The organism is Rhodohalobacter halophilus (assembly GCF_001715195.1).
Lineage (GTDB): Bacteria > Bacteroidota > Rhodothermia > Balneolales > Balneolaceae > Rhodohalobacter > Rhodohalobacter halophilus.
On sequence record NZ_MDWE01000028.1, the window covers coordinates 1 to 3,011 of the forward strand.

Here is a 3,011-nt window from a genome sequence, read left to right on the forward strand (position 1 = left end):
CCTATCCGACAGACAAACCGCTTTGTGTAATTCGTCAGACTGGAAACGGAAAAAACATCACATATCGAATATCGACAACATGAAATCTCAAATCGTCGATGGTACCATTCGATTCCAACGATTTATTTTCAGGTAGTTGAGGAGGATCTGGAGTAAGTAGCCCGTAGCCTTACTTATCGACCTCTTTTATAGATTCCACCAGCACATCAATTACCGTGTCAATCTCCTCTTTGGATATGATGAGCGGCGGGACGATCCGAATCACAACCTCTGAGGCGCAGTTGGAGAGCACGCCGCGTTTCAGCATTTCATTGACCACCTCGCGTCCCGGAAAGCTGAGCTCTACACCGATCATCAAACCGAGCCCGCGCACTTCCCGGATGGCGCTCCAGTTTTGAGAAAGATCCTTCAGGCGCTGCATCATGTAGTTGCCCCGAACGCGCGCCTTATCACAGATCTCCTCATCTTCGATGGTTTTCAGGGTCTCAAGTGCGGCCGCGCAGGCAAGCGGATTTCCTCCGTACGTTGTGCCGTGGTTGCCGGGAGAGAACGCCTTTGCAAACTTCTCTTTAGCGATCACGGCTCCGATCGGAAAACCCGAACCGAGTGCTTTGGCGGATGCAATGATATCGGGCACTATGCCGTAGTGCTGAAAGGCAAACATCTTACCGGTACGGGCAATGCCGGTTTGAACTTCGTCCAGGATGAGCGGGATATCATACTCATCGCAGAGGCCACGTGCTGTTTGGAGAAATTCCTTCGTTACGGGAGTGACACCGCCTTCGCCCTGAATCGGTTCGAGGATAACTGCTACAATATGTTCGTCGATCGCTTTTTTCAGAGCCTTCACGTCATTGAAGGGTACTCTTGTAAAACCGGATGGAAGCGGTTCATACCCCTCACGGTATTTATCCTTACCCATGGTGATGGTGGCCAGCGTGCGGCCGTGAAATGCACTCTCCATCGACAGAACGGTTCCGGTCTTCCCTTTCAGGTAAGAGTACCTCCGAGCGAGTTTGATGGCACCTTCAACGGCTTCGGCACCGCTGTTGCAGAAAAAGGCACGGTCCATACCGGATACGTTCACCAATTTTTCAGCCAGATCGCTTTGCGGCTCATTGTAGTAGAAGTTGGAGATGTGCATCAGCTTGGCCGCCTGCTTCTGAATCGCTTTCACGATTCGTGGATGGCAATGGCCCAGGCTGTTCACGGCAATGCCGGCCAGTGCGTCGATATATTCGTTACGCTCATCATCCCAAACTTTGGCGCCTTTACCTTTTACCAGGGTGATCGGGTATCGGTTGTAGAGGTTGAAGTGGTATTTATCCGCTTTTTTTTGTGCGGACCGCTTACCAAGAAGTGTTTTTACTGTTTTAAGCACTTTTCCGGGAATATTGGCAGACATAAAATCAAAATTGGATTCTTTTCACAACGAAATTTCAGTAGGGCTGACAAGATGAAATCGCAATTGATCGGCCCTTCACTTCAAAGTATAAAAGAGCTTGTTTAAACGCTATCCGGTTTTTCTGCTCCTAATGAGCCGGTTCTGAACTATTTATGTTAGAAGTGAAAGTATTTCAAATAACTCTGCGCTTATAAAGGAAACCTTACGGTAAACTAAAAACGATCAAAACGATAAACGATGGAAAATATGTCACTAACTCTGCTATTATCAATACTAATATTTTCCTTTTGCGGAGGCTGTTCAGACTCCACATCCAACGACGATTTGGATGAACTTGGAACCGTCACGTTTGAAGTGAGCGGAGCTTTGGAAGGAGATAAGGAGGGGATGGCCGATTTCTACTCCATGTCTGCTTACAGTCTATACACCTGGGAAATTTCTACTCACGACTTCAACCCGCAAAGTTTTTCACTCCAGTTTCAGAGAACATCGCAAAGTGAAATTGAAAATCCGGAACCCGGCACATATTCAATCGGTGGGGGCCCGGACGACTACCTGGCCATTTTTACGGATACCGAAGCCGGATTTGCCGATGCAGTTGAGTACTCCACATTTAGCGAAGGAACCGGCGGTACCCTGGAAATTACGCACTCATCGGATGATCTGATACGCGGTACGTTCAGCTTTACTGCTTCCAGTGAAGGTGGAGAAACGGTTACGATTACAAACGGCCAGTTTGAAGCAAAACCAAGACAATTCGATTAATTAACGTGTACCCGATCAAAAAAAGAATATAAAGGCATTGATAAAATCCCCTCCTTTTCAAGGAGGGGACATAGGGGGGGGTATATCAAATTGAAATTTGTTTTAAAGCCTCAAACCTGCAGTACGTAGTGCTGCGGGATTTTTTGTGATCTAATCATTCGGAATCATAATCAGCGGCACGGCGGCAACCTGAGCCAGAACGCGTGCATTGCTTCGTGTGATCAGCCATTCGATGAATCGTTTTTTGTGGCGTGTGGTTACCAGGATGGTGTGCTGGTCCCCGCCAATTCCAACGATAATCATATTAAATAAAGATTTAAAAATTAGTCGGGTTAAATTGCTAGTTATCCCAATCTGATTATCTGAAGTTTGACATTTTCTTTTTTGACTTTACGCATATCTAATTGAGCAAACTATACCTCTAAGAGATACAACTTCATCTATGAAACGATTACGAAATCAATTCATCACATTATCCATAGCTATATTTTATCTGACCTCCTGCGGAGATTCGGGACCGACCGGCCCGGAGAACGGAGAACAGGAGCCGGAATCTGAAACTTACACTGTATCGGTTGACGTGAACCCATCGGGTGCCGGTACGATTACGCCATCAGACAGTGAAACCTATGAAGAGGGTGACACTGTGGAGCTGCAGGCTCATGCTGAGGATGGGTATGTTTTTAACGGTTGGACCGGTGACAAGGAGAGTTCTCAAAATCCGCTGACGTTTACTGCCGATGCGAACTACTCACTGACGGCCAATTTTGAGATTAGAAGTTATGAGCTGACGGTCAATGTTGAAGGCGAGGGAGCCGTTACCGAAAAGGTGTTGCAGCAG

The 3,011-nt window shown here is 47.0% G+C and carries 4 protein-coding genes; 2 read left to right on the forward strand and 2 right to left on the reverse strand.

Annotation, left to right across the window (positions count from 1 at the left end; all coding sequences use genetic code 11):
• Positions 1–169: 169 nt before the first annotated feature.
• Positions 170–1,405: an aspartate aminotransferase family protein gene (locus BG260_RS08715; protein ID WP_083750209.1), complete on the reverse strand. Its 1,236-nt coding sequence runs from the start codon at positions 1,403–1,405 to the stop codon at positions 170–172.
• Between the two features lie 246 nt (positions 1,406–1,651).
• Here BG260_RS08715 and BG260_RS08720 point away from each other — a divergent pair, with 246 nt between their 5' ends.
• Positions 1,652–2,170: a DUF6252 family protein gene (locus BG260_RS08720; RefSeq protein ID WP_141691557.1), complete on the forward strand. Its 519-nt coding sequence runs from the start codon at positions 1,652–1,654 to the stop codon at positions 2,168–2,170.
• A 150-nt stretch (positions 2,171–2,320) separates the two neighbouring features.
• Here the strand turns inward: BG260_RS08720 and BG260_RS14175 are convergent, their stop codons facing one another.
• Positions 2,321–2,473 (reverse strand): hypothetical protein, encoded by a 153-nt coding sequence (locus BG260_RS14175; protein ID WP_176719467.1) that lies wholly within the window; start codon positions 2,471–2,473, stop codon positions 2,321–2,323.
• 139 nt (positions 2,474–2,612) lie between these two features.
• Here BG260_RS14175 and BG260_RS08725 point away from each other — a divergent pair.
• Positions 2,613–3,011: InlB B-repeat-containing protein (locus BG260_RS08725; protein WP_218089750.1), on the forward strand; the 399-nt coding region annotated here is incomplete at its 3' end.

Excerpts from the sequence above, each read along its gene's own strand:
- BG260_RS08715 (WP_083750209.1), bottom strand. The coding sequence starts at position 1,405 with ATGTCTGCCAATATTCCCGGAAAAGTGCTTAAAACAGTAAAAACACTT.
- BG260_RS08720 (WP_141691557.1), top strand. The coding sequence starts at position 1,652 with ATGTCACTAACTCTGCTATTATCAATACTAATATTTTCCTTTTGCGGA.
- BG260_RS14175 (WP_176719467.1), bottom strand. The coding sequence starts at position 2,473 with ATGATTATCGTTGGAATTGGCGGGGACCAGCACACCATCCTGGTAACC.